The organism is Psychrobacter sp. CX90 (genome assembly GCF_057396305.2).
Window position 1 is genome coordinate 1343599 of record NZ_CM182008.1, and the last position, 20738, is coordinate 1364336.

The 20738-nt window shown below is 37.8% G+C and carries 19 protein-coding genes; 14 read left to right on the forward strand and 5 right to left on the reverse strand.

The genetic code is table 11. The features are described 5' to 3' along the window. Positions 1 to 90 precede the first annotated feature (90 nt). From aspS to AC2SLN_RS05285, 7 genes are all read left to right on the forward strand, one after another. A complete protein-coding gene (gene aspS, locus AC2SLN_RS05255) occupies positions 91 to 1902 on the forward strand; it encodes an aspartate--tRNA ligase (RefSeq protein ID WP_486548511.1) in 1812 nt (603 codons plus the stop codon). Positions 1903 to 1984: 82 nt separating this feature from the next. After that, positions 1985 to 2926 carry a lysophospholipid acyltransferase family protein gene (locus AC2SLN_RS05260; RefSeq protein WP_486548512.1) on the forward strand — a complete coding sequence of 314 codons (942 nt, stop codon included), beginning with the start codon at positions 1985 to 1987 and terminating at the stop codon, positions 2924 to 2926. Positions 2927 to 3044: 118 nt separating this feature from the next. After that, positions 3045 to 3839: a glycosyltransferase gene (locus AC2SLN_RS05265; RefSeq protein WP_486548513.1), complete on the forward strand. Its 795-nt coding sequence runs from the start codon at positions 3045 to 3047 to the stop codon at positions 3837 to 3839. A 39-nt stretch (positions 3840 to 3878) separates the two neighbouring features. Further along, complete coding sequence (locus AC2SLN_RS05270; protein ID WP_486548514.1) at positions 3879 to 4640, forward strand: hypothetical protein; 762 nt, start codon at positions 3879 to 3881, stop codon at positions 4638 to 4640. Positions 4641 to 4642: 2 nt separating this feature from the next. Beyond that, complete coding sequence (locus AC2SLN_RS05275) at positions 4643 to 5488, forward strand: WaaZ-like lipopolysaccharide core biosynthesis protein (protein ID WP_486548515.1); 846 nt, start codon at positions 4643 to 4645, stop codon at positions 5486 to 5488. Between the two features lie 57 nt (positions 5489 to 5545). Continuing rightward, complete coding sequence (locus AC2SLN_RS05280; RefSeq protein ID WP_486548516.1) at positions 5546 to 6304, forward strand: hypothetical protein; 759 nt, start codon at positions 5546 to 5548, stop codon at positions 6302 to 6304. Positions 6305 to 6368: 64 nt separating this feature from the next. Next, complete coding sequence (locus tag AC2SLN_RS05285; protein WP_486548517.1) at positions 6369 to 7064, forward strand: putative nucleotide-diphospho-sugar transferase; 696 nt, start codon at positions 6369 to 6371, stop codon at positions 7062 to 7064. A gap of 3 nt (positions 7065 to 7067) precedes the next feature. Here AC2SLN_RS05285 and AC2SLN_RS05290 read toward each other — a convergent pair whose 3' ends face one another. Then, entirely contained in the window at positions 7068 to 8153 is a 1086-nt protein-coding gene (locus tag AC2SLN_RS05290) for a glycosyltransferase (protein ID WP_486548518.1), read from the reverse strand. A gap of 49 nt (positions 8154 to 8202) precedes the next feature. Then, positions 8203 to 9066, reverse strand: coding sequence for a glycosyltransferase (locus tag AC2SLN_RS05295; protein WP_486548519.1), 864 nt, complete (start codon positions 9064 to 9066; stop codon positions 8203 to 8205). Positions 9067 to 9334: 268 nt separating this feature from the next. Here AC2SLN_RS05295 and AC2SLN_RS05300 point away from each other — a divergent pair, with 268 nt between their 5' ends. From AC2SLN_RS05300 to AC2SLN_RS05315, 4 genes are all read left to right on the forward strand, one after another. After that, entirely contained in the window at positions 9335 to 10951 is a 1617-nt protein-coding gene (locus AC2SLN_RS05300; RefSeq protein ID WP_486548520.1) for a glycosyltransferase family 39 protein, read from the forward strand. Between the two features lie 64 nt (positions 10952 to 11015). Beyond that, on the forward strand, positions 11016 to 12020 hold the full coding sequence (locus AC2SLN_RS05305) for a glycosyltransferase family 2 protein (protein WP_486548521.1): 1005 nt from the start codon (positions 11016 to 11018) through the stop codon (positions 12018 to 12020). A gap of 49 nt (positions 12021 to 12069) precedes the next feature. After that, positions 12070 to 12471 (forward strand): GtrA family protein, encoded by a 402-nt coding sequence (locus tag AC2SLN_RS05310; RefSeq protein ID WP_486548522.1) that lies wholly within the window; start codon positions 12070 to 12072, stop codon positions 12469 to 12471. 300 nt (positions 12472 to 12771) lie between these two features. Continuing rightward, entirely contained in the window at positions 12772 to 13692 is a 921-nt protein-coding gene (locus tag AC2SLN_RS05315) for a ChbG/HpnK family deacetylase (protein ID WP_486548523.1), read from the forward strand. Between the two features lie 22 nt (positions 13693 to 13714). Here AC2SLN_RS05315 and glnE read toward each other — a convergent pair whose 3' ends face one another. The 3 genes from glnE to AC2SLN_RS05330 all read right to left on the reverse strand — a co-directional run bounded on the left by glnE (position 13715) and on the right by AC2SLN_RS05330 (position 18999). After that, entirely contained in the window at positions 13715 to 16573 is a 2859-nt protein-coding gene (glnE, locus tag AC2SLN_RS05320; RefSeq protein WP_486548524.1) for a bifunctional [glutamate--ammonia ligase]-adenylyl-L-tyrosine phosphorylase/[glutamate--ammonia-ligase] adenylyltransferase, read from the reverse strand. A 278-nt stretch (positions 16574 to 16851) separates the two neighbouring features. Then, positions 16852 to 17427 (reverse strand): phosphatase PAP2 family protein, encoded by a 576-nt coding sequence (locus AC2SLN_RS05325; protein WP_486548577.1) that lies wholly within the window; start codon positions 17425 to 17427, stop codon positions 16852 to 16854. Positions 17428 to 17589: 162 nt separating this feature from the next. Next, a complete protein-coding gene (locus AC2SLN_RS05330; protein WP_486548525.1) occupies positions 17590 to 18999 on the reverse strand; it encodes a glycosyltransferase family 4 protein in 1410 nt (469 codons plus the stop codon). 360 nt (positions 19000 to 19359) lie between these two features. Between AC2SLN_RS05330 and AC2SLN_RS05335 the strand changes: the two genes are divergently transcribed. From AC2SLN_RS05335 to AC2SLN_RS05345, 3 genes are all read left to right on the forward strand, one after another. After that, positions 19360 to 19812, forward strand: a complete 453-nt coding sequence (locus AC2SLN_RS05335) for a DsrE family protein (protein ID WP_486548526.1) — start codon at positions 19360 to 19362, stop codon at positions 19810 to 19812. 88 nt (positions 19813 to 19900) lie between these two features. After that, a complete protein-coding gene (locus tag AC2SLN_RS05340; protein WP_486548527.1) occupies positions 19901 to 20224 on the forward strand; it encodes a hypothetical protein in 324 nt (107 codons plus the stop codon). Positions 20225 to 20360: 136 nt separating this feature from the next. Continuing rightward, positions 20361 to 20708: a hypothetical protein gene (locus tag AC2SLN_RS05345; RefSeq protein WP_486548528.1), complete on the forward strand. Its 348-nt coding sequence runs from the start codon at positions 20361 to 20363 to the stop codon at positions 20706 to 20708. The last annotated feature ends 30 nt before the right edge of the window (positions 20709 to 20738 follow it).

Genomic DNA, 20738 nt, shown 5'->3' on the forward strand with positions numbered 1-20738 from the left:
GCATAATGTGCGTTTCATTAAACAAATTATATTTAAGTACAATTTTTCAATCCTTATTTCTACAACCCTTGTTAATACAGTGGACAATTTATGATGCGTACTGAGTATTGCGGTTCAGTAACCGAAAAACTATTAGAACAAACTATTACCGTTGTTGGGTGGGTTCACCGTCGCCGTGACCATGGCGGTGTTATTTTTCTAGATATGCGAGACCGTGAAGGCATCTTACAAGTGGTTGTTGACCCTGATACTCCTCAAGCTTTTGCTACTGCCGATGCTGCACGTCCAGAATATGTTCTAAAAATAACGGGGCGTGTGCGTAAGCGTTACGAAGGTACTGAAAACCCAAATATGACCAGTGGCAATATTGAGCTGCTTGGTAAAGAAATCGAGGTATTGGCTAAATCAGAGACACCACCTTTTCCATTGAATGATGAAACAACGACAGTGTCAGAAGACTTACGTCTCAAATATCGATATTTAGATATGCGTCGTCCAGAGATGCAAGAACGCATGGTTTTCCGTGCTAAAGCCACCTCTACTATTCGTCGTTATTTGGACGAACAGGGATTTTTAGATGTGGAAACACCTATTTTGACTCGTGCGACCCCTGAAGGGGCTCGTGATTACCTTGTACCGTCTCGCACACGTCCCGGTAACTTCTTTGCCTTGCCCCAATCTCCACAGCTATTTAAACAATTATTAATGGTGTCAGGTTTTGACCGCTATTATCAAATTGCCAAATGTTTCCGTGATGAGGATTTACGTGCCGATCGTCAACCAGAGTTTACCCAAGTAGATATTGAAACATCATTCTTATCTGAAGAAGAAATTATGGATATTAATGAAGGTTTAATCCAAAACCTTTTCAAAACCATGCTTGATGTCGATTTAGGTAAATTCCCCCGTATGACCTATGCCGAAGCCATGCGGGATTACGGTTCAGACAAGCCTGACTTACGTATTCCGCTTAAACTTGTTGATGTGGCTGATCTAATGCAGTCCGTTGAGTTTAAAGTTTTTTCTGGCCCTGCTAATGATCCCAAAGGTCGCATTGCTGCATTACGCGTACCAAATGGAGGTTCCCTAACTCGCAAACAAATTGATGCCTATACTAAGTTTGTTAGCATATACGGCGCGCGCGGCTTAGCTTATATCAAAGTAAATGACGTTACTAATATCAATAACGGTGTTGACAAAGACTCTGGACTGCAATCGCCAATCATCAAAAATATGACGGATGATGTACTGGTCAGCTTAGTGGACCGTGTTGAAGCACAAAATGGTGATATCATCTTCTTTGGCGCTGATAAAGCAAAAGTAGTAAATGATGCGATGGGTGCTTTACGAGTTAAAGTTGGCCATGATATGGAAATGTCAACTTGCCAATGGGCACCTTTATGGGTAGTAGACTTCCCCATGTTTGAAGAAACAGATGACGGTCAATGGACATCTATGCACCACCCATTTACCAAACCAAAAGGCTCCGTTCAAGAGCTCAAAGATAGCCCAGCAACTGCCTTGTCCATTGCGTACGATATGGTGCTTAATGGCACTGAAATTGGCGGCGGTAGCTTACGTATTAATACCGTAGACATGCAAAAAGCGGTGTTTGATGCCCTTGGTATCTCTGATGAAGAAGCGAATGAGAAATTCAGCTTCTTACTAGATGCTCTTAAGTTTGGTGCGCCTCCGCACGGCGGACTCGCCTTTGGTCTTGACCGCCTCATTATGTTGATGGTAGGTGCTGGATCAATTCGCGATGTCATTGCTTTCCCTAAAACTAAGACTGCAGACTGCCCACTAACTCAAGCACCTGCAGAAGTGGATAGCCGTCAGCTGCGTGAACTTGGCATTCGCTTGCGTGAAAAAGCGCAAGTTGAAGCGCAAGACAAGTCATAATATCTTAACTTTGACTGCAACCACAACTTGCAACAAGGTTTTGGTTTATGGATAAAAAAACTTTGCTTGTGAGTCACTTATTATGAATCCGTTTAATCTATTTAGATATGTGCCACTGCCCTTTCTTAAGGGGTTGGCACTTTTTGTGGCATGGATAATCAACTGCCTACCCAATTTATCAATAAGGCGTACTATTGATATTAATTTACGTTTAGTATATCCAGAATTAAATCAGCAAACTCGCAAAATACTTAGCGCAGACATCATTCGCAATCAATGCCTGACTAGCGTAGAGTCTTTAAAGTGCTGGGCAATGCCGCCACAATGGAGTATTGCAAAAATCAAAAATGTTCATAATAAAGAGGTATTCTTACAAGCATTAAATAGCCCAAAGGGTATGTTGGCTATTGTTCCACATTTAGGCACATGGGAGATGATGAATGCATGGCTTAATCAGCATGGAAGTCCAACCATTATGTATAAGCCAATCAAACATAAGTTAGGCAATGCCTTTATCTTGCAGGGTCGAGAAAAATTAAATTCAACACTTGTTCCTACTGATGCATCCGGTGTCAAAGCTATTTTCAAGACCCTCAAAGCAGGCGGATTTAGTATCATTTTACCAGATCATGTTCCACACCCTTCTGGAGGCGTTATTGCGCCTTTTTTTGGTATAGATACCTTATCTAGTACATTAGCGCCTAAACTTGCCAGCAAAACAAAATGCGCTTTAGTCGGATTAGTCTGCTTACGCAATAATGATGCTAAGACTAACTGTAAACAATCAGGTTTTGACATTCACTGCGTTGCACTTGATGATCCAGCTTTGTATGATAAAGATATGGTTGTCGCAACGACGGCACTCAATAAGGCGATGGAGACGATGATAAACACCTGTCCCAGTCACTATATGTGGGGTTACAGAAGATTTAAAAACCTACCCGTTATTAACAACCCGTATAAATTGAGTGAATTAGAGTTTCAAAAATATTTAGAATCACGTGCTAAATCCCATGATAATTAATATTCAATACTTGATATTCGATGCTAAATACTCGTTGTTTAACATTTAAATGATACTCGTTAACACTCTATTTATGCATATGCTTTTTTTTATAACTTACTTTTCCACAGAGTATTAAATGACTAACCCTCCAAATCAAACTCTTATGATAGACTCAAAGAATCAAAGCGCCGAAAATCGCTACATCATTTGTATGAAATGGGGAGATAAGTATGGGCCGGAGTATGTAAATCGCCTCTATAATATGGTTAAACGCAACCTAACCTTAGACTTTGAAATGGTTTGCCTTACCGATGATGAAACGGGTATAGACAGCAGTATCAAATGTTACCCTATCCCAGAACTAAATCTACCAGAAGGATTACCCGAACGGGGCTGGAAAAAACTTACAACATTTAAGCCCGAATTATACGACTTAAAAGGCACGGCACTATTTTTAGATATTGATATTGTGATTGTCGATAATATCGATGCCTTCTTTAACTATGAAGCTGAACATGAGGACAGTGTGGTTATCATACGTGACTGGAAGAAGCCATGGCGCATGATTGGTAATAGCTCAGTCTATCGCTTTAAAATTGGACAAAACACCTATCCAAATTTACTAAGCAACTTTGAGCAGAATTTCGCTAAAATAAGTTCGGAAGTCCGTCATGAGCAAGCCTACCTATCAAACTATCTACGTGAACATCATCATTTAGAATATTGGGATAAAATCTGGTGCGTGAGCTTTAAATATCAATGTATGGCATCGCCTCTTTTAAGCTTTATTAAAGCGCCTACCCTTCCTGAAGGCGCTAAAATTGTTATTTTTCATGGCGAAATTAATCCACCTGATGCCATTAAAGGTGGTGGTGGCAAATGGTATCGTCATGTTAAGCCGAGTCCGTGGCTTGAAAAATATTGGCATTGATATTTAATGAATTTTCTCGTTAATAATTGAGATATTTATATGGTTAAGCGTAAAAAAAGTAAAATTGAAAACCTATTTACTCTTAACCGTTATAAAAAACGTTTGGGTGCAAAAAATATTGAGTCAGAATTACAAAATGTCGATTATGACTCATTAAAAGCCAATATCTTATCTGGAGCAAAGTTAGAATCGTTCCAATCTTATATGAAAAAAGATTTGAATGAGCATATCTCTCATCTAAGGGCTAATTTCAACGAGCAGCCAGAGTTATTGTTCTATCATGCTAAATTGATTGTACTTATACGCCGTGAATCTAACATTGGGCAAAACTATAAGTTATTTAAACAACTATGGCTAAGTGAACAAGAATTTTTATTAGAACACCTAAATATGCGTTGGCTAATTTCTGCAATTGATACATTTATTGATCACGACCCAGATATCCTATTAAAAAGTATCTTATTAAACGCTATTGTATTAATTAACACGGTTAAGCTATATGAGACCGAACAATATTTATTAAAAACAAATGAGCACGAATCTGATAAATATGATGAAGATAGATTTAAGAAAACAAAAGCAAATTGTTTTGATTTATTTGATGAATTACCTAGTTTTAGAATTGGTGTTGATGACACCTTAAGAAATATGCGTTGGCGAATGGATGAAATTGGAAAAGCAGATCCCTTTGCTTATAGCATCCTAGTGAATGTTTTTGATCGCGTTAATGAACGCGGCAGTGTCTACACCCGATTTCGTAATTATCATGAAAAAGAACGCAATGCTTGGTGGTCTGAATAAATATGGATAATAATGATGTATACCAAGTCGATATAAGCGGAAAAATTTATTCAATCCCTTACTTTAAAAAAGATAATATGAAGTGTGTAGATACACCAGTTAATATCTATGCTTCAGGGCCCTCTATTGATCAATTATCTTTTAACGATGACTTATTAAATAACCCAGCACTTTTTGTAAATGGAAGTATCAGTTTAACAGTCCAACACGCCTTTAAAGACGTTATTGCCTATATTATTACTGATGCTAGATTTATTGAGCACCAACATTTATTGCTGGCTGAATGTTACAAAGGCCAACCTTTATTTATTACAGCCAATGTACTTGATTTAATAGTTAAAAAGCTACCTGAATTTTTTATCAAATACCATCAATGTTTAACTCTTATATACCCAGCCGATAAACTGCATAAGATGGGTTCTAATAGTAAAAAAAGTTTTAGGTTATCCATTTTTAAACCTAAAAAAGCAAGCCTAACTAACTTGGTATCAAATCCAAACTTTGTGATAGATGCAAATAACCTACCTAAGCCAGTGGGCGTTTCATTGGATATTACTCATGGATTTGTTGAAGCAGGCACGGTTGCCTACGTGGCCGCACAATTAGCATATACACTAGGAGCCAATCAGATTCATCTGTATGGCATTGACCTTCTGAATAGCAGTCAGCCTAGATTCTATGAAAGTAAGGATAGCACCGCTCCATGCAAGCTGGATAAAGCTATTGAAAATCGAATTGTGCCTTCTTTTGACTTACTAGCTAGAGAGTATTTCAAACGAGGTGTTAGAGTTATCAACCACTCTCCTGTTTCTAAGGACTTATTTAAAGATATATTATTTAATTATTAAACTCTTAAAGGATACCTACAATAGGTTCAAATCTATCTATCTCGGAGTGAGCTTATTATGGCTGAATTAAGTGGTTGGAAGCGAAAAGCGCTATTAATATTTAAAAGTGAAAAAACATTGGGTGCAAAAGATGTTATTTCTAGTTACTCTAATAAGTCTTCTGCCGCTATGAAAGATAATATTCTGAGTAGTGGCGATATAGATCTGCATAATATAATTGATAAAACAAGAATTAAAGACCTAAATGATCATCTCAATAAGGTAAAAAAAGAGTTCATTGGCCAATCGGAGCTCTGCTTCTACCACGCCACTTTGGTTATTCTTATACGTAGAGGTTACAAAACTCAAGAAACCTTCAAGGCGTTTGAACAGCTGTGGGAATCTGAAACCGAATTTCTCCTAAATCATTTATCCTTACGTTGGATAATATCTGCATGTGATACTTTTGTAGATCATTCCAGCAATCCTATAAGGTCCACCATCCTCCTTAATGCCGTTACCTTGGTAAATACCCTTAAAGTATATGAAACAGAGCAATACTTAAAAGGCTTTCAAAGCAGTAATAATTTAAATGATGAGAACATCGCAAGTTTATATGCTAAACACTTAGACTTATATGATGGGCTCACTTATTTTCGTATAGGTGCTGATGATACCCTGAAAAATATGCGACTGCGATATGAGCGTTATAGAGCTATTGATGGTTTAGCTTGCGATATTTTACTCTATACATTTGATAGAGTTCAAAACTTAGACACTGCTTTCGCATTAGTTAAGTCGCTTCATCGAGACGATAAGTCCCAGTGGTGGCGTTAATTAAGTACATCTGATAAAAAACTTTAAACAACTTTAATATAATTATTCACTCATTGAGTATTTTATGACCTCATTCATTCAAATAGACGCTATCGAAAACTCCATCACAGACAATGGGTTTCTTGTTTGCAGTTTTTATACACAAAGCTATGAAGAGCATGCCATGCGTTTAAAAGACTCATTAGAAAAGCATGGTATTGGTTATTATTTTAGTCGAGTGGAAGACGCAGGCTATTGGGAAGCTAACACAAGAATTAAACCACATTTTATTCTTGAGTGCTTAAATAGGTTTCCTGATAAAGACATCTTATATTTAGATGCAGATGCGATCGTAAAACAACCTATTGATTACTTCAATCATATTAGCGCTGATGTTGGAATTTATATGACAAAAGGTATGAGTGGTATGTCGCATGACTATCTAGCGGGCACCTTATTTTTCAAAAATACACAGGCTGCTAAATCTTTAGTCCAGCAATGGATTAATGAGCAAGTGGATGGCAAAAACACACAAGTAGATCAAGACAGTCTAGATCACGCCATGTATAAACTTAAAAATAATATTTCAATAGAAAACTTACCTTTAGGCTACATTAAAATATTTGATAAGGATTATGACGGAGAAGTTTACATTGAGCAATATCAAGCAAGTCGATCTCTCACTAAGTTAAGACGTCAAAAAATCAGACGGCGCAATAGAATAATAGGCGCCATCGTTTTTGGTCTGATAGTTGCAGTATCCTATGTATCCTTAACTTAAAAATCATTTATTAACAACTTTCAGATACTTGCTAGCAACAACCTTTGGTAACAGGGTGTTATTAAAATCTGCCTTGAACTGCTGTGGATCTGCCATTGCTTGATCTAGTTTTAAAGCAATGGCTTCAATATTATTTGTCTGCATTAAATTATTTTCTGGTAAAAGCTCTCTTGGGCCTGATCTGCAATCGGTACTGATTACAGGCACTCCAAGCGCTAGCGCTTCAGGAATTACTAATGCAAACCCCTCCCACTCTGAAGTTAACACCTTTAATGCAGCATTTTTTATATACGGATATGGATTTTCGCAGAACCCCAAGAATATCACTTTTTCTTCTAAACCTAATTCAATAACTAATTGCTCTACCTCACCCTGAAGCTTGCCTTTACCCAAAAGAAGTAAAGGTAAAGATTTTTTCGTCTTAGCATATGCTTTTATTAAAACATCATGCCGTTTGGCCTCTTTAAAACTACCTACATGTAAAATATAGTTTTTATAATCAGGCTTAAATTTTTGTGATAAAGCTATAATTTTATCTTTATCAATTGGATTGTGAATGGCGTAGGTAGGTGTAATCTCTCCAAAACTTTGAACAAAATCTTCTTTTACTCCCTCGCTAACGCACACGCAAGGATGTCTTGAGAATATATCTATAAATTCAGCTTTAAGTTTTTCAATATTTTTTGCCGATTCAAACTTATATAGTAATGACAATGTGTTGTGAATAACGTATACAATATTCGTTAACTTGCTATATCTAAACACTTTGTATGAACGGTCTAAGTTAGACAATATTAATACTGGTTTCCCGATATTTTTTTCTATATATTTGTCTGTAATTTTTGATAATAAAAAGTGCTTAAGTCTACCTTTTCCTAGATGTTTTAGACGTTTATGGTTAATTAAATGGTAAGTGAGATTGCCATCTAAAGTATATTCAATAAGTGGATCAAAGCAGATTATATGAACATCAAAACCTAATTTTTTAAAAGCATCCCCAATCGTTATAACAAACCTCTCAGCTCCTGCACCTTGCAATGAATTAATTGATAAAACAATACTCTTTTTTTTGACAGTTTCTGGTTTCATATATCTCTACTTTATAATCTGTAAAACGAATCATCAAAAAACTTTGATATTAGCTTTTAAATAAACGTGCAAAAATAGATTTTTTATTATTAGAACGAGTTACTTTATTACCCTTATATTTTTTATGTGTCTTTTTGGGAAACGCTCCGAATGCTTCTACTCTATAATCATCAATCCTATAGCCAGCGTCTAACGCTTCTTGGAAATATTTATCAAACAAATCGCTCAATTCTTTTCTAGGGTGTGGCATGACTTTACCATCGAACCAATGCTTAGCCCCCTCGCTTTCTATTCGTGGTATAGCGTATTTATGACTAAACTGAGTACCCATATCTGAATAATGGAGAATCCTAATATTTTCAATTGGCAAATCCTCCCCATCAACACAATTAAAACTATCTTCATAAGGCGTTATTAGTTGTTGGTTTTTTTTGAAATAATCCATTAGCTTTTGATGTCCATTAGGGTCACTCATTAACTCTGAAACTGGAGTGAGTATGTGTTTGGCTTTTTCACAATCCCACAAACAAGTACATAACCGAGTTATCTCATCATTAACTTTAGCGGCAACCACACTAGAGCCAATAACCGGATGATTCCATAATTCATTTAAATCAGACAATACCACCATATCCGCATCCATGTATATGGCACGGCCTTTAAAGTCACAGTACTCTGGAATAGCCCAGCGAAATCCTGAAAACGGCGTTGCCCACTTTGTTGTGTTCCAGCCTTCGCCTATTTCTGGATTAGAATACCAAAAGCTATTCGGGTCGCGAGATAATTGCATCCATATAATTTCAAAAGGCACTTTCGTATGTTTTTTTATACTGTAATCTAACACCATCATTTGTTCTAGATCACAATTATTCGGATCACAGCCAACGAAAATTTTTATTGTTTCATTTTTCATGTTCAGTACTCGGCAGTTTGAATGGTGTATGAGTAGACTTTATTACTCTATAGACTGTTTGAGTCATTCTCAGTCATTAATATTTATTTAATCATTAATGATTAGCACAGCAACATTGGTTAAGTCAGAAAATCAGATTACAATAAGGAAATTTTATCACATTTATAAACGAAAATAATTTGCTCAATCTAATTGATTAGAAATAATTTAAATGAACCCTAATCTCATTAAATAATGACCAAAGTTATAAAGAAATAAGATATAAATAATGTCAAATACTCTAAAAACAGACAACCAAACACTTAATTATAACCAAAGTGAAAGTTGGCATAAATCAGCCTTTTTTCTAGCCATTTATTTTCTGATATGGTCTATCGTGCCTGCTTTTATAGGCAGTAGCGTGCCATTAGATGTTAGTGAAGGTATCAACTGGGGGCATGAATGGCAGTGGGGTTACTACAAACACCCCCCTCTTTCTTCATGGTTATTGTATAGCTTCTACAAACTTTTTGGTCATATTGGCCCTTATTTTCTCAGCCAAACTCACGTATTACTCTCTTTATTTCTCATATATAAGCTGGGTACCAAGCTATTCTCACATACGCAAGCTGTTTTGGGTGCGCTACTTACCCTTGCTATTTTTTATTACACTTACCCTAGTTTAGAATATAACCATAATATCGCCCAGTTTCCTATCTGGGCTGGATTAAGCTTGCTCTTCTATCAATCCACGACACAAAATCGTTATCGAGATTGGATTTTACTGGGTATAGTGGGTGGCTTGGGTATGCTGACCAAATATAGTGTCGTTTTTCTATTAATTCCAATGGCGATATATTTACTACTTCCAAACCAATGGCGATTACTAAAACAACCAAAGCCTTGGTTATCAGCTATAATCATGTTGGCGATTTTTACGCCACACCTGATGTGGTTAATACAACATGACTGGTTGCCTTTTACCTATGCTAGTGGTCGCTCTAGTGATAGTACACAAGGCAATTCACTTGCTGCGCACGTTAGCTGGTTCAAATTTTCTCTTGCCCAACTAATTGCTCATATACCTTTGTTAATCATATTATTTTTATCTCGTAAGTATCTAGATTTTCAAAAATTACCTACTATTAGATTAACTCAGCTTAGATTAACAAGTCCTAAACTCACTAAACATAAAAACAGCTCGACATCTAATAAACAAAACACCACAACCGATAGCAAGCTGATTGTCTATTTATGGTTGATGCCATTACTATTTCTTATTGTGCTAAGTCTTATATTTGGTATTGGTCTAAGAGATATGTGGGGCATGCCCATGTGGTCACTATCAGGCTTATTATTTGCCAGTTTAATAAAGCCTGACAGTCTTATTTTACTTAAAGACAAAATAACCAAATATCTGAGAGTTTGGCTGACACTTGTGACAATTTTAATGATAACTTATTTACAGTTTGGGCATAATGTACGTAATAAACCGTCACGAATGGATTGGCCAGAACAGGCCTTAAGTCTGCAAGCACAGCAAACATGGAATGAGATTAGCACTTGCACATGGGATAGTATTTCAGGGGATCGCTGGCTAAGCGCATTGGTAGCCATGAATGCTAACGCTTCTCAACTTAAAACCACATCCACTTGGCCTTCACTTATGATATCCGGTCCTGCTAGCCATTCGCCTTGGATGACTTTAGACCGTCTATCAAAACACGGTACACTGATTATGTCACAAGCTGAAAATGATTTGACCTTACCATTGGTCGATAAACTACCAAAGGAATCTATGATACATTATCATGGTATCTGGCAAATTAACTGGCCTAAACAGCCAGATTCAGAGCCATTAATGGTTAAATGGTCAGCTTATATTCCCAATCACTGCGTTAGATAATATATAGCTAAAACTTTTATTTCGTATTTATATTGATGTTTAACCCATCCAAATGAGTGTTTGAATGCCTGAAAAAATGCCTAAAAATCAGACTTTTCTCTCTATCGTCATGCCGGCATACAATGATGCAGCGGCATTGACGATTTTTTTACCTAAAGTAATTGATTTTGCAAACGCTTTAAATGGCCATCAACAAGTTATTATTGTAGATGATGGCAGTAAAGATAATATTAGACAGGTATTTGAAACCGCCGTACAGTCCTGTCCTGTGCAAGTAAAGATACAGCTCATTCGCCTATCTCGCAACTTTGGTAAAGAATCTGCACTTAGTGCTGGGCTGGCTCACGCAAGCGGTAAATACATCGCCATGATTGACTCTGATGGTCAGCATCCTTTAAGCGTATTAGAACAAATGATAAAGATGATGGTACAGGCTGAACAGTCTGACCAAACCAATATTGATATGATAGCGGGTATTCAGGCCAATCGCCCTTATGAGAGCCCTTTAGCAAAAACGTTAAAAAGTAGCTTCTATCACTTTATTCAAGACACACAGCGCTATGAGATTCGCCCAAATGCAGGCGACTTTAGAATAATGAATCAGAAAGTATTACAAGCATTGCTCTCACTACCAGAGCGCCAACGCTTTATGAAAGGACTTTATGCATGGGTGGGTTTTCACACGGTCTATCTACCTTTCACTGCTGATAATCGTGATCATGGCGACAGTAAATTTAATTATACCAGTTTGTTTGAGCTTGCTTTAGTGGGCATCACTTCCTTCTCGCAAAAGCCCTTACGCCTCATATCACGAATGGGTTTTTTTGTCTCGTTTCTTGCCTTTTTATACGGCATATATATTGTTTTAGAAACCTTGTTTTTTGGCAATGACGTGGCAGGATGGGCAACAGTGGCGGCTGGTATCATGTTCTCTACTGGTATACAGTTGGTATGTATTGGTGTAATAGGCGAGTATGTTGGACGCTTATATGAAGAAGTGAAACAACGCCCTATTTATTTAATAGATGAGGTATTAAGTAATCAAGACGCTGATACCCGCCCCGTCTAACTTGCAGAATTAAAGTTAGCACCCTTTCTTTAGTAGAGCTAAATATTTAATGCGTCAGTCAACCTCCGAAATCCTTAAGTTTATGATTATGGGCAGTCTTGCTGCCCTAGTTCACGGTGTCATATTGTATTTAGCGGTCAGCCTATTTAATATATATCCCGCTTGGGCAAATGTTGTTGCCTTTTTATGTGCATTTATTGCCAGCTTTTTAGGTCATTCTTGGGTTACCTTCCGCCATAATATACAGCGCACAAATAAAGGAGACAATATAAAACGTTTGGCCAGATGGTTTGGCAGCTCTATTTTAGGCTTCGCCTTAAACCAAGGGTTATTTATGTTAGGTCTAGGGCTATATGGTGAGCGCTATTATTTGTTAATATGGTTTGTGGTTACCGCTATTATTACCGTTTTAAGTTTTCTACTTGGTAAACTATGGGCCTTCAAATCTTAAACTTTTAAAATTCAAACTATAATCACGTTAATTCTAAGATAGTCACGTTAATTCTAAGATAATCACATTAATTCTAAGATAATCACATTAATTCTAAATAGTTACTATGCTAAGCTCACTTGCTGTACCAGATTTAATAAGCTATTAATAACAATAAATAGAGGCAGTCAATAGCAAAAACTACCGCTCGGTTGACTGGTAACCATTTTAAGTGACTTAAACTATATCAACCGAGTTCATTATAATTTATCATAAGCGCTATACTATAACTTATTCATGATGTGATAGCCTAATGACTCTATGAACGCAAATATTAATACCACTACCTATACAGACTCCGCTTTAATAGAATCATCTAATACGTTAAGCAGAAAGGTTATCGTTAATGTTGATGATTTAGGTTTGTCTGAGCCTGTGAACGATGCGGTCATTAATTTAGCCCAAAAGAGGCTAATTACTGCTAGTAGTTATATGGTGGGTGGCCATATTGACAATACCTCAATCAAAGCCCTATATACCTCGAATATTGACGTAGGTCTACACCTAGATTTCACTGGCGTATTTAAAACCACCTTACCCAAATCGTTACCAAAACTGCTTAAAGCAAGTTACTTACAAGGTATTAAAGCAAATGATGTTGCTAATGAAATTAAGCAACAGCTTGATATTTTTGAAGACACCTTCAATCATGCCCCAAGATTTATTGATGGGCATCAACATGTTCATCAGTTTCCAATCATAAGACAATGTCTAATGAATGAATTACTATCTCGTTATGGCAAAAGTCTGAGCCACACCATGGCAGCGAGAGTAACCACCCCTATAAATTACGACTTAAAAGCATGGGTAATTTATTCGTTAGGCGGGCAACAATGGAAAGCATTGTGTGAGCAAACAGGCGTTATAACAAACAGTCATTTTGGTGGGGTGTATGATTTTGAAGCACACTCAGATAAGCTAACAAAGCTATGGGACCGCTGGTTAGGTCAGTGCCCTATCGGAATTGGTGGATTTGATGAGAAAAATAGCCATAACCCAATCTCAGTAATTATGTGCCATCCTGCCACCCCTTATGACAACTGGAATGATGGTATTAAAGAGGCTCGTGAACGTGAATATCAATGGATGAAAAGCGGTGCTTTAAAGACGCTTTATGATAAGCACTCGATTGAGCTCACGCATTGGAGAGATATGTATACTAAAAAAAAGCCACCTAGATAATCAGACATTTTTTCGCATAGGATCAGCAAATAACTTCATTCCATTTGGTAATGACATAATCGCGTATATCCTCCCAAGGAAGCTCATTGACTAAAATACTTTGATTTGCTAAGGCAAGCTTGTGCATTGCTGCCCTAATGTCCAAATATGCTTGGGTTAACCCTATACAGGTCTCTTCATCCCAAACACCCGTTTCAGCTAAACTTTCAAAAATTCTAATATTATCACTCCATTTAATTAAGCTTGGATACTCATTGGCATGAGCGAGTACGGCATACTGGGCCATAAACTCAATATCAACAATACCACCCGCATCCTGTTTTAAATGGAACTTTCCTTGTTCTTGTGCATCGCTTCCCAAATGATCTTGCATTTTTTTACGCATTTTTTGAACTTCAAATTTTAATTCATTGATGTCACGTTTACGCGTTAGCACTTCTTCACGTATATGATTAAAGGATTGCATCACATCTCTATCACCACATATCGCCCTTGCTCGCACTAAAGCTTGATGCTCCCAAACCCAAGCCTTAGCTAGCTGATAATGTTGAAATGATTTACTAGATACAACCATCATGCCAGCATTACCAGAGGGTCTCAAACGCATATCAATTTCATACGCACGTCCATCACGTGTTTGGGTATTCAGATAGGTCATAAGCTTTTGAGCAAGTCTTGCAGCAAACTTCATACCGCTGACAGGTTTTGCACCTGTTGTCATCGCTTGCTCATTTATCTGATGTATGAACACTAAATCCAAATCTGAGGTGTAAGACATCTCGATTCCGCCAAGCTTACCATAGCCAATAATGGCAAAACCACTATGTGCTTCTGTAACCGAATTACCTTGCTGATTTATAGGATAACCATGGCGCTTAACAAGCTGAGCAAAAGCCCGTTCTAACGCCGCTTCTAATACTACCTCAGCAATGTAAGTCAGAGAATCTGAGACTTTCATAATTGGACGCTCTGCCAGTACATCACTAGCAGCCACAGCAAGCACCTGATTATTTTTGAAGAGACGTAGTGAGCTTAGTAGCAACTCTTCGTCATCTGTTTCTACTCTGAGTAAACGCTGGCGTAAAATATCAGTAAGCTCCTCTTTATCCGGTAGATGGCGATAACGTTGTTGCAAGAATGAATCCAGCAATACAGGGTATCTGGCCAGCTCGCCTGATATCCAAGGGCTTGCTGATAGCATAGGTATGAGATCGACTGTTGCATCAGGGTTTTCGGCAAGCATAACCAAATAAATGGAACGACGGCAAATAGCTTCGAGTAAGTCTATTAATCTGGGAAGAGCGTCATTTGCACCCTCCTGCTTTATTTCATGCTCGATGAGAGCGTGAGTCAATACAGGATAGGCATTGTCTAAGCGCTCTCTCGCCTCTTCTGAAAGATTAGCCACCATTTTGCTATCCCAAAATTGCTGCAATAGCTTGAGATTTTCTTCGTTTAAAATATCCTCAATATTTTTTGTTGAATCTCGCTTAAAATCGCTTTCTGAATCTGTAGGCGTTTGGCGTTCAGTAACCATACGATCAAAAGGGATATTTACATTTTTACGATGCTGATTTAGACATTGCAAAAAGTCTTGCCATCCTTTGAATCCAAGCGTTAGGGCTAAATTATTCTGCCATTTGGGATCATTTGGCAGCTGCTGAGTTTGGCGATCATTAATGGCTTGAATGCCATGTTCAACTCTTCGAAAAAACCGATAAGCTTGCTCTAAGTTTTTGTAAGTTTCATCATCAAGATAATCAAAGTCATTTAAAACTTTCATGGCATCAAGACACCCTTTTACTTCAAGCTGGCTATCTCGACCACCGTAGATAAGCTGATAGGCTTGAACCACAAACTCAATATCTCTGATACCACCAGCACCAAGTTTTACGTTATCTAAATCTTCTCTCTGCGCCACTTGGTTTTGAATCAATGATTTCATTTCGCGCAAGGCAGCGAAGGCACTATAATCAACGTAATAACGAAAAACAAAAGGCTTGACTGTCTCATTCAACTGTTTTTTAAATGTGTCGTCTACCCAGTTTACAACGCGGGCTTTAAGCCATGCGAAACGCTCCCATGCCCGACCATGCTTTTCAAAATATTTTTCTAAAGCAGATAAATGTATCGCCAAGTCACTGCCATCTCCCCAAGGTCTCAAACGCATATCAACGCGAAACACGAAGCCTTCAGCTGTATTTTCATCTAAAAGCTTGATAATGCCTTGACCTAAGCGAGCCATAAATCGCTTGTTATCAATACACTTAGTTCCTTTTGATCTATCACCATCGGTATGACCGCGAGCACTGTGTACAAATATCAGATCAATATCGCTTGATAAATTTAACTCTTGAGCCCCTAACTTACCCATAGCATAAATTGCCATATCATCGTATTGTAACTTACCATCCTTATCAATAAAGGTGGGTCGACCATAACGCTTAACAAGAGACTTCCATGTATATTCTTTGGCAAAAATTAAACACGAATCAGCGAAATCTGATAACTCTTCAGTGAGCTGCTCAAGCGAAATCACACCGAGTGCATCTTGCCAAATCCATCGCATCATTAAAAGTTCACGCAAACGGCGAAGACCTACCATTACACCAGCTTCATCCGCCCTCTCTAACCCGCCATCAAGGCCTTCATCCAAGGTAAAATCATCTATTAAATCGCTAATTTGCTGGCGGGTTAGGCACTCATCAAGTGGGTAACTGGTTAAAAAGTTTTTACAGACTAAAGGCTTGTTTTCCCATATATGAAAAGCAAATTGACTGGCCATTTTGAGCCGTTCAATTTGTTCTAAAGTGATAGGTTCTTTATGTGGATGAGACTTGCTAGACGACTGATTATTATCGGTATTATTGGCTGATGACATGGCTAAGCACGACTCCTTTAAAGTGCTAATGTGCTATAAGCCTACCACAGAATTGATATTTTCGAGATATAAGATAAGATAAAATTTATAAAACCTTAGTCAAAATTAAGCTATATAACTATTCACCCAATACCCATGCATCACTATGTGGTAACAATATTTTAGAATAGTCCGACATGTTCAATAAAGTAACAAACTCTTAAAAGCATACACCTTAAACCGCTAACCTTATTACCCATGACCTTGCTGATATGCTGACTTTTACAGTACACAGATCTTCAGATAAATAAAGGTAGTGTTTCCTCCAAATAAATATGAACTCTTGACGCCCACAGCGACAGTCCATAACCAATACCTGCTCCAATTAAAACATCGGTGGGATAATGCAAACCGAGCACCATTCTGGAAAGGGCTACTAAAACCGCAAAAGGTAACATGATCGGCAATAGTTGTGGGAAATAGCTACCTAAAGTGGCGGTAAATAACACCGCTTGCAAGGTATGACCAGATGGAAAGCTAAAGACATCTAGTGGACGCTCGCCCAAAACAATAACTTGATGCACTTGATAAGGGCGAGGTCTCACAGTTTTAACTTTCAATAATTTATAGATAGTTAAACCCATTAGACTCATTATTATCGTTGTTAGTAGCGGCAATATAGATTGTGTACCACCAATCATAAATGCAGAGGCTAGCATGACATACCAAAACCAACCGTCACCTAATCGGCTTATAGTCTTAAAAAAAACGGCGACCGCGTAATTAGTTGAGTATTTATTAATATGAATACAAAGGTTGGTGTCCCAGCTCAGAAACTGTTCCGTACAGAGTGCTAATGTAGGATGACGACTCATCATGGTATAAATTGGACTGGGTGCAATAGTTGAAGGCATACTCGAAGTTTTTAATGATTCAGACCTGTTTCTACTATTAGAACTGGTATGTTTCAAAACCTATCCCCTTATTTTATTAAGATATAAAAAATGTGTATTCAAAGAACCCACTTTTTTTGTACATTAGACCTTAGCCTGTATCGCATTAATAAACATATCCAGCATCTGTTTGGCAGGGCGCTGCCAAGAAAAACCAGCAACTTGCTGAACGGCATGGCTACTTTGTTCTTTCAAAACTTGCATTTTAGGGAGTGCAGCTACCATATTTATAAACTCTTTTTTATTACCGACCGGAACCAAGCCTCCATTATTTGGATTGACTAACATACCCGCTGCAGCATCATCATAAGCATACACTGGCAAACCGCTGGCCATCGCCTCAATAACGACATTTCCAAATGTTTCTACTTGACTGGCAAAAATAAACGCATCGCCACTGGCATAATGCTCAGCAAGCTCATGTCCTTTTTTAGCACCTGTAAAGATAATATCCTCGCTGCTGTCACTAGCCAAAGACTCAAGGCGTTGACGGTCTGGTCCATCGCCAACAATAACTAACTTCATAGCACGATGTAGCTGAGCACTTTGCAACGCTTTGAATGATTGAATAACTAAATCAACGCCTTTTTCAGGAGACAGCCGGCTTACCATAATCAGGACAGTATGTTGCTTATGCGCACCCCACTCTTGACGCAAAGACTCACTTCTATGCTCAGGATTAAAACGTTCTAAGTCAACACCACGACCTACTTGAACGAGACGCTTAAAACCAATTTTATCTAGGTCGTTTTGTGTTTTCTGACTGGGTACACAAGTCGCTTCTGATGCGTTATGAAACCATTTAAAATAGGTCAGCAAAGGGCGTGCAATAATTCCAATGCCAAAATGGCGGCTGAAATCATGAAACTGAGTATGATATCCAGTAGTAGCCGCTATTTTTTGCTTTTTAGCAGCTAATAAAGCAGCTAATCCAAGCGGACCCTCTGTGGCAATATGCACAATGTCAGGCTTTAGCTGCTTAAGCTCGCGTTTTATACGGTTATAAACAGGCATCCCCATTTGTAAATCAGGGTATTTAGGAATAGGCATGCCTTTAACTTGTATATCTTTAGTGACTATGTGAAGTTGGTTAAGCTGAGGGTCATCACGATGATGTGTATCAAAAGAATTATCTTTAAAGTCATTGCTCTCAACATGTTTTGGCTCAGGTCTTAACAAGCTTACCTTATGGCCCATCATAACGAGCTGACTCATTAACTGGTGTAAACTCATGGCGACACCATTGACATCTGGTTGCCACGTTTCTGTAACCAACAGAATATGTATACCTGACGTTGAGCTGTGAACTAGCTTCGCCTGAGGCAGTATGTGTCTTTTTTCATTGCCATCTAAAAGCAGGTCGTTTACTCTCAATAAGCCAACTGATTTATCTACAATCATATTTTCTCTATCTTGTCCCACTTGAAGCATTGAAGCATTGTCAGACACAAGGCGTTCAGTAGATAGATTTAGCTTATTTAGATCGTTTAACATACTTTCCTCACAACACACTTTACTTTATAAATACTTTTTTTCATGCTCACAATCTATCAGTAAGATTTGACAATTGTATGGCACTTTAATCACAGTTTGATGACAACCCCTTTATTTTCGCTTGTTTGATGCCTGCATTTATTATAGTTAGTATAGTTAGTGATCTTTTTCTAAATGAGGTCTTACTGATCCGTTTTACTGACTACTAGTTAACCCATAATTTATTGGGTAAAATTTCAATTCACTACGTGGGAATAAATGCTGTTAACATACTCACGATAGAAATTTTAAACAGTAAATAACCTAAAGCATTACTATGACAAAACTTCATTCAAATGCCTGACTTGAGGCTTTAAATATATGACAACCGCTACGACTTTAATATTGATTACTGTTGACCCAGCACATCCTCTTGCTGAGCATGCTTATCGCTATACCAAATCATTACTAAGCATTTATCACTCTAAACCTTGTGATTCTCCAACTTGTCATGCAGCAGATAGTGATAATAATCATTTTAGAAATCCAGTTCACGTTTTCTTTTATGGAGGGTCGGCACACACTGCAAATGCTCTACGCTGGCAAGTTGCAGACAGAGAAAATTTAACCCAAAAATGGCAACAATTAAGTTTAGATTACAACCTGGATTTACCGGTCTGTGTAAGTACGGCCATCACTAGAGGTATTACCGATTTAGCCAATGCAACTCGGCACCAACTAGAGGGTACAAACTTAGCTCGAGGATTCAAACTGGTTGGTCTAGGAGAGCTAGCGGGTAGGCTTAATGAAGCAGATAAAGTGATACAGTTTTAGGCTATGCCATATTTTCTATGTCGTGTCCTTATATACAGTAATTAATAAATTATTAACATTAAACTCTACCTTTAAAGGAACACCTATCGTGTCAATACTTATCCGATTAACGACGCCAACCGAAACAGCGACTTATGAAGGCTGTGCATTAGCGTTAACATTAGCGACTTTCGGCCAATCGGTACAGCTGATGATAGGAAGCTCTGTTTTTGGTCAGTTGATGCAATCTGATAGCCGTTTAAATGGCATGATTAGGTCGCTTGATATGTATGATATGCCGCCTGCTTGGCTTCCTGACGATGTATTTAGTAGTTGGATTTCAGGGGTAGTACCACCTGATTTAGCAGCCCAACTTGACTTCATTCCAGAAGATTTAGACTCTACTAAATTCACTCAAGTTTTTACCTTTTAATGTAGTAAGCTAATCTATTGAAGTTAGTTCGCTTGATTAATTCACTGGGTCTAACGGTAAAAAATAATACATGAATACTTGGTTATCGTAAAGAATTCTAAACCATATAGAATATAACACTATAAAGAGCTTAACTATGGTCACACTATTTCAATTACATGCCAATATGGGGAGTTTCAAAGCCATCATAAAAGAGATGAACAGCCTATGGCAAGCAGGCGATAGTGTTTTATTGCTGGGCGAAACGGCTGCTTATCTAGATTGGTTTGATGCTTACATTTCTGATTTAAATGCAGACGATGAATTTGAAGGGACAATTAATGGTATTGCCAATATCTATGTATTATCTGAGGATATTGAGGCGCTCAACGACAGCGCAAAGTTAGCCATAGACTTCAGTAAAGCTATCGCATTAACTGATGATAAGTGGGTGCGATTAACTCAGAAAGTTGATAGAGTAATTACCTTAGGCGTATCGTTATAATAGCCATTAATCTGGCATTGACATATTTTT